We start from the raw sequence: 7,155 nt of genomic DNA, 5'->3' as shown, positions 1-7,155 counted from the left end.
ACCTCGCCATGGGCGAAGTTGATCATTCCAATGATGCCGTAAACCATTGTGTAGCCAATGGCTATCAAGGCATAGGTGCTGCCAATGGTCAGGCCATTAACCAGCTGTTGGAAAAAATGATAGATCTCAGGCATTACAGCGCTCCTAAAAACCCGATACGCATTTCACTGGTGGAGTCATGTTCCGGCCCTGCGCTGTGTTCTGTGAGCACATTTGCACAAAGCGTTTGCCAGCGAACCGCTGGTGACGGTTTTAAGATTTTCAGGTGAGCCAGCGCCCGGATCGCGGGTGACAGGCCCATAAACCTCGTAAAACAAAGCCCACTGCTTGCACAGTGGGCTTGTTGACCAGTAACGCCTGGCTTACTGAGGGGAGACTTCGGTTTTTGGTTTACCGAAGTGCCATTCGTAGACCACGAACTTGAAGTCCTTCAGGTCGCCCTTGGCGTCGAAGCTCAGGTCGCCGGTCGGGGTCTTGAAGGTGCCTGCGTGGATGGCCGCCGCGACTTTGGCGGTGTCTTCGCTTTTCGCAGCGGCGATACCGCCGGCGATCACTTCAACGGCCGAGTAGGCTGGGAACACGAATGGGCCGCTTGGGTCTTTGCCGTCGGCCTTGAGGGCGTCAACGATGGCTTTGTTCGCAGGGTCTGCGTCGAAGGATTTCGGCAGGGTCACCAGCAGGCCTTCGGAAGCGTCCTGGGCGATTTGCGAGATGGAGTCGTTGCCGACACCTTCAGGGCCCATGAACTTGGCGTTCAGGCCTTTTTCCTTGGACTGGCGCAGGATCAGGCCCAGCTCAGGGTGGTAGCCGCCGTAGTAAACGAAGTCGACGTTGTTTTGCTTGAGTTTCTGGATGATCGAGGAGAAGTCCTTGTCACCCGCGTTCAGGCCTTCGAAGACCGCGACTTTCACGCCTTTCTTCTCAAGGGTCTGTTTAACGGCGGTGGCGATACCTTCACCGTATTGCTGTTTGTCGTGCAGTACGGCAACGACCTTCGGCTTGACGTGGTCGGCAATGTAGTTGCCGGCAGCCGGGCCTTGGGCGCTGTCCAGGCCGATGGTGCGGAACACCAGTTTGTAACCACGGGCAGTGATTTCCGGGCTGGTGGCAGCCGGGGTGATCATGATCACGCCTTCGTCTTCGTAGATGTCGGTAGCGGGCTGAGTGGAGCTGGAGCAGAGGTGACCGACCACGAACTTGACGCCGTCGTTGACCACTTTGTTGGCAACGGCAACCGCTTGTTTCGGATCGCAAGCGTCGTCGTATTCCTTGGCCTCAAGCATCTTGCCGTCTACGCCGCCCTTGGCGTTGATGTCTTTGATGGCTTGCTTGGCACCCATGAATTGCATGTCGCCGTATTGCGTGACAGGACCGGTTTTAGGACCTGCGATACCGATCTTGATGGTATCGGCTGCGAACGAATGGCCGGCAACCCCAGCCAGGACCATAGCGGCAAACAGTTTGGAAATCTGCTTAGTAGCCTTATTCATAGTGCTCCACTCTTACTGTTGTATTTTTTATAGTTCTAGCGGCCTTGTGAGCTGCAGAACCGGATCGGATATCTCGGATATCCCCCCGGCAGTGCCCTGGCAACTGTACCGGTACAGTGTAGAGCGCCGGTTGATCGCTTGAAAAGCTGGCTGCTGGGGGCAAAACCCGGGCGTGTCGCTTAAATGAAAGAAAAAGACAGAATTGCGGCGGGGTTGTGCCAGAGTTTCGGGCAATCCTTGGCTTTCCTGACCCTTTCTATCGGTACCTCATTTGCAACTGGGTTTTTCTAGCCTGGGTTTTTCTGCAAGAGCCACGACGTTATGATTGCGCCGATTTTTTCCCAAGGTGAATTCCCATGACGCAAGAACCTAGCACCCTCTATGCCAAGCTGCTCGGTGAAACCGCCGAAATTTCCTGGAAGGAGCTTGAACCGTTCTTTGCCAAGGGTGCCCTATTGTGGGTCGACGCCGGCCTGGATTTGATCGAGGCGGCTGAGGGAATGGCCGAGGATAACCGCGACAAAGTCGCTGCATGGCTGGCTGCCGGGAGCCTTGGCGAAGTGTCTGCAATGCGGGCATTGGACCTGGTGGAACGTGATCCGAGCCTGTGGGCGGTGGTGGTTTCGCCGTGGATTCTGATCCAGGAAAGGGCGCTGTAAGAAAAGGCTGCACGAAAAAGGTGCGTGATTTTTCGCGGTACAAGTGTGTAGCCGAGTAACCGCTGACGCCGTGATGGCATCTTGCCGTAGAGAAAGGTCACAGGTGAGGGTGACGCGCACGTAACGGGAACAGTTGAAGCAGTGGTGGAATCACTGGGGAATTGTTTCCAAGTGTTCCTGAGGTGTAGATATTTGTTGCTTGGGCTGCCGCATTCGCGAGCAAGCCCGCTCCCACATTCGACCTCATTCCTACAGGATGCACACGGTCAAATGTGGGAGCGGGCTTGCTCGCGAAGAGGGCTACTCAGTCTAGGCCGTCTTACCGGTATGGTTGTTCAAGGAAATGACCTTGGTCTTGCCAATCCGGTGGCGATAGATCTCACGCAAGTACTTGATCGCCTTCTTCACGCAGTCCCGTGACAGGCGAATGTCATTGATCGACACGAACTTCTCTTTGTCGTTGATCAACTCGCGGTACTTCTTCTCGTACATCGGTTTGATCGCATACCAGTTGGTATCGAGGATCTTTGCCGGGTTCTCGAACTCGTTGAGCAATTCATCGATGCGATCTTCGTCGAAGTCCTCATGGATGATGAAGTCCAGGATCGAGTTGTCCAGCGTGTCATCGAAGCGGTAAGGGTTGCGCGCAAAGCAGCGCTTGATGAACGCCACGATCAAGGTCAGGAAATCGTCCGACAGGCACGGGCTCTTGGCGATCAAGGTGGTCAGCGACAGGTTGGCCGACGCGCCTATTACCAACGCATAGCGCTTGAGCGTGGTGTTGGGAAACAGGCTGTTGAGGTGGGTCTTGAGCCGGTTCAGGTCCATGTAGGACAGCTTGTAATCCTTGGGTAGCGATACGATGGACACCACCGACGAACAGTTCTTGAAGAAGTGCAGGTCATGCAGTGCCGCCGCGTCATAGCCGGAATTTTTGTACTGCTCCAGCGACGCCTTGTAGCGCTTGGATTCGATCGGCAGCAGGCTGATGCCTTCGATGGCCTGGGTGACTTTATTGAAGTGCGGCAAGTCGATGGAGCGGAAGAACAGGTCGTCGATGTTCAGGCGCTGGGGCTCTTTGTCGAACACCTTGAACTTGTCGTTGGACGGCGCTGGAGTTTCCGGCACGACCGATTCGGCATAGGCAATCGCCACCGGGCCGGCCAGGCTCATGAACAGGTCGTTGGCGTCCAGGCGGATGGTTTCGCCGATGTCGATGCCGGCGCGGTGGAAGTAGTTCTGGTCGTAGTCGGTGGTGACCGCCTGGGCGGTGAGGATGTTGAAGATCTGTTGGGAAATGTACTGGTTAGCGTGCTTTTCCATCGCATTGACATCAATGTTCTGGATGTTGCCGTCGTCGCTCTCTTCGGCGTAACGCATGATGTCGTTGGAGATCAACATCATCGCGTTCCACGGCCGGATACGACCTTTTACGCTGGCTTCGCTGCTGTCTTCATTGGCAAAGTTGTATGAGAAATCCCATTCTTCTGACAGATATTTGCACAGCAGGCGCCCGGCGTTGATGTGCAGCGCCTCGGACATTTCACTACGGTGGTCGGAGATATTCGGCAGCACGCAGATGCCGCTGGTGAAGATCGGCTCGAATACAAAGGCGTGGCCGCTCTTGCTGTCGTGCTCGTCGGCAGGCTTGGTGTCGAATGTCTTGTTCATGTAAGAGTGTTGCTGGGCCAGGCCGAATTCCGAAGCCATGCCCGAGCCGGTCCCACCGCCAGCGCTGAAGATCGAGAAGTACAGGCGCGATTGGTTGGCCTTGATGCCGCAGGAGTCGATCAGGTACGAGTGGATCATCTTCCAGTCGGGACTGGAGAAACGCTGGGTGTCTTTGTTGAGGATAATCTTGGCCAGGTACTGGCCCAGGATCGGTGCGTTACCGGCGCCCCCGGCATGGACTTCCGACAGGTCCATGATTTTCATCTTGCTGTAGTCGCGCAGGAAACCGCTTTTTTCACCTTTGCGCGAGAAGCGGATGCGCCCGGCGATGTCCTTGTCCAGGTCGCCCAGCATCACCAGGGGTTCAACCAGGAACACAGGCTTGGTGGCCTTGCCACCGCCCAGGCGCAGGTTGTTGCGAATCCATTGGGCCGGGCTGTAGCCCTTATCCAGCGATTTATCCTCGGTACTGAACTCGTTCAAGTAGAACTTGCGCGCGTTGTACACCAACTCCGCCACGTCCAGGGCAATGTTGGAGCCGCAGCGGCCCAGGCCGATCAGGCACACCGACGGGAATTCCTGCTCGCCGCGCAGATCGCCGTCGCCTTCCTGCTGAGGCGGGCGTGGGAACACCATGTCGCGCAGACCGTCGAGGTTGTCGAGGATGCGGTCGGTATTGGTCTCGGTGAAGTATAAGTACTGCTGAGTGGCCAGCGGGCGAGCGCTGCTCAATGGCTTGTGACCGGCGGGTTTTTCCGCAGGCACTGTCGGCAACACGTCGGGAATCACGGTGACAGAATTGTTTTTAGAAGTCATTGGGCGCCATGTACCTGGACGGATGGCCGCAAAACATCGAGGAGCCATCACTGAATGAAAGTTCGCGACTTTACAGTGCGTCTGAGTCCGGGACGGCTGGGTTTGACCCAAGTGTTTACAGGGGAATTCCGGCCGGACCCTGATGGATCGGCCGTTCGTCGGTGTTCTTTAGGCGAATGATGGCGAAATGCCAAAAAAACGGCGTCAGCGAATTGGTCTCACGATGGACGCAGAGCCGATGCGCCCTGGCGCGGGTTCCTTCGGTGACGGCCCGTCCTTGTTGCCCTCCACGCTGAGCGGGTAGAGCGGGTTGCGCATCTGGATGCCCTGCATTACGCCGATGATGTCACTGGCAGGCACCGCCGGGCTGAGCAGGTAGCCTTGAATATAATCACAGCCATGTTTGAGCAGCAGCTCGAATTGCGCTTGGGTTTCCACGCCCTCGGTGACCACTTGAAGGTGGAGGGTATGGGCCATGCCGATAATCGCCTGGACGATTTCGATATCAGCGGTGGATTTGGGAATGTCCTGGATAAAGGAGCGGTCGATCTTCAGGGTGTTCAACGGCAGGCGCTTGAGGTAGGCGAGGGATGAGTAGCCGGTGCCGAAGTCATCGATGGCCAGGGATACGCCCAGTGCCCGAATTTGCCGCAACAGCGCCAAGGTGCTGCTGATATTGCCCATCAGCGCATTTTCGGTGACTTCCAGCTCCAGGCGGTTGGCCGCGATCCCGGCAAAGCGCAGGGCGTCTTCGATTTCATCGGCCAATTCATCACGGGCCAGGTTCAAGGCCGAGCAGTTCACGGCCATGGTCAGTTCGGTATAGCCGCGATCAGACAGCAAGCTCAGGTCGTGACAGGCCTGGCGCAGCACCCAGTGGTCCAGCTCGGCAATCAGCCCATTGTTTTCAGCGATACCGATAAAACGTTCCGGCGCCAACAGTCCATGTTGCGGATGTTGCCAGCGCACCAGGGCTTCAAGGCGTGTGACCTTGCCGAGCTTCATGTCGAAGATCGGCTGATAGAACAGCACCAGTTCGTTGCGCGCACGCAGCGCCGCACGTAATTCCTCTTCCAATTGCAGTTCAAGGAAAGCGCGGGTTTTCAGGTTGGAGCTGAAGAAGTTCAGGTTGTTGCGGCCGGCGTCCTTGGATTGGTAAAGCGCGAGGTCGGCGGTTTTCAGCAACTCATCGCAGGTCAGGCCGTCATCGGGAAACAGACTGATACCGATGCTGGTGGTCATCACCATGCGTCGGCCGGCCAGTTCGATCGGGTCTTTCATCTTTTGCATGATGCGCTGGGCCATATGACGCGCTTCATCACGGTGGTGGATGTTGATCAGGATGCAGAACTCATCGCCCCCAAAGCGTGCGACCACATCGTCATGGCTGCGTACCGAGCTCTTGATATGCCCGGCCAGCACCCTGAGCAACTGGTCGCCGGCGTCATGTCCCAGGCTATCGTTGATCCGCTTGAAGTGGTCGATATCGAGAAAAATCACCGCCATCATGCCGTTGTTGGCGGTTTTTTCCGCGACTTTCTCCGCGAAGATCTGGTTGAACCCCCGGCGGTTGAGCAGGCTGGTCAGTGCGTCGAAATGGGCGACCTGTTGCAGCGACGCACGGGCCTGGTCGAGCTCGCTGAGCAGCGCGTTGACCCGACGCAGGTCACGTTCCTTGTGCTGCAGTTTTTTGTCCGCCAAGGCTGCACTGACGCTGCTACCGATGACCAGCAGCGTGATCACAGCCACAGACAGGCCGAGCTGAATAGGGTTGTTGTCCAGTGGCTGTGACAGATCAGCGCCGGTAGGCACCAGCATTTGCATGGCGGCCATGCCCGTGAAGTGCATGCTGAGAATGCCGGCGCCCAGCACCAGGCTGGCGGCGTATTTGAGCAGTTGATGGAATACGCCGGCGCCGGTGCGCAGGTAGTTGGACAGCAACAACGCGGCCAGGCTGGCGCCGATGGCGATAGCGACCGACGCCATGAACAATCCCGATTCGAAGTACACCTGGGCCTGGGAGCGCATGGCCGACATGCCGACGTAGTGCATCAGGGCGATACCGAGCCCCATCCATACCGACGCCAGCAAGTATTGGCGGAACCGCAGGTGAGGGTGACTGAGGGTTTGCATGGCGAACAGCGACGCGATCAGAGCGATCAGTAGCGAGGCGAACGTCATGATCAATTCGTAATGAATAGCGATGGGAGCTTGGAAAGCCAGCATGCTGATGAAGTGCGTTGACCAGATACCGCCTGCCAGGCACCCGGCACCCAGCCAGCGCCAATGGCGGCGGGCGGTGGGGTCTTCTACATGGCCGACGCGTTCGGCCATGTCCAGCGTGCCGAACCCGGCCGCGCAAGCGACCAGATACGCCAGTAGCACCAGAAAAGGGTTATGACTGCAATTGAGTAATAAATGCCCGTTATCTGGAAGGTCGGTAAAAAAATGCAAACCAAGCCATTCCATAGCATGTCCCGTCACAGAGTTTTAGTCTGACTGCGTCTTTCAGTATAGAG

The 7,155-nt window shown here is 57.0% G+C and carries 5 protein-coding genes; 1 reads left to right on the top strand and 4 read right to left on the bottom strand.

The window, feature by feature from the left end; translation table 11 throughout:
• Both ACRESD_RS06340 and ACRESD_RS06335 read right to left on the bottom strand, forming a co-directional pair.
• A partial coding sequence (locus tag ACRESD_RS06340) for an ABC transporter permease subunit (protein ID WP_409457395.1) occupies nt 1-134 on the bottom strand: 134 nt, incomplete at its 3' end.
• 228 nt (nt 135-362) lie between these two features.
• Nucleotides 363-1,490, bottom strand: coding sequence for a branched-chain amino acid ABC transporter substrate-binding protein (locus ACRESD_RS06335; protein ID WP_431750144.1), 1,128 nt, complete (start codon nt 1,488-1,490; stop codon nt 363-365).
• A gap of 356 nt (nt 1,491-1,846) precedes the next feature.
• On the opposite strand from ACRESD_RS06335, the gene ACRESD_RS06330 reads away from it, so the two are divergent.
• Nucleotides 1,847-2,149 (top strand): DUF2288 domain-containing protein, encoded by a 303-nt coding sequence (locus ACRESD_RS06330; RefSeq protein ID WP_431750143.1) that lies wholly within the window; start codon nt 1,847-1,849, stop codon nt 2,147-2,149.
• Nucleotides 2,150-2,458: 309 nt separating this feature from the next.
• Here ACRESD_RS06330 and ACRESD_RS06325 read toward each other — a convergent pair whose 3' ends face one another.
• Both ACRESD_RS06325 and ACRESD_RS06320 read right to left on the bottom strand, forming a co-directional pair.
• On the bottom strand, nt 2,459-4,636 hold the full coding sequence (locus tag ACRESD_RS06325) for a hypothetical protein (protein WP_431750142.1): 2,178 nt from the start codon (nt 4,634-4,636) through the stop codon (nt 2,459-2,461).
• A 204-nt stretch (nt 4,637-4,840) separates the two neighbouring features.
• Nucleotides 4,841-7,105: a putative bifunctional diguanylate cyclase/phosphodiesterase gene (locus ACRESD_RS06320; protein ID WP_431750141.1), complete on the bottom strand. Its 2,265-nt coding sequence runs from the start codon at nt 7,103-7,105 to the stop codon at nt 4,841-4,843.
• Nucleotides 7,106-7,155: the final 50 nt, after the last annotated feature.

Source organism: Pseudomonas sp. (assembly GCF_050739995.1).
Lineage (GTDB): Bacteria > Pseudomonadota > Gammaproteobacteria > Pseudomonadales > Pseudomonadaceae > Aquipseudomonas.
The sequence above is the reverse complement of the archived record's forward strand: the minus strand, read 5'-3'. Positions and strand labels throughout refer to the sequence as shown.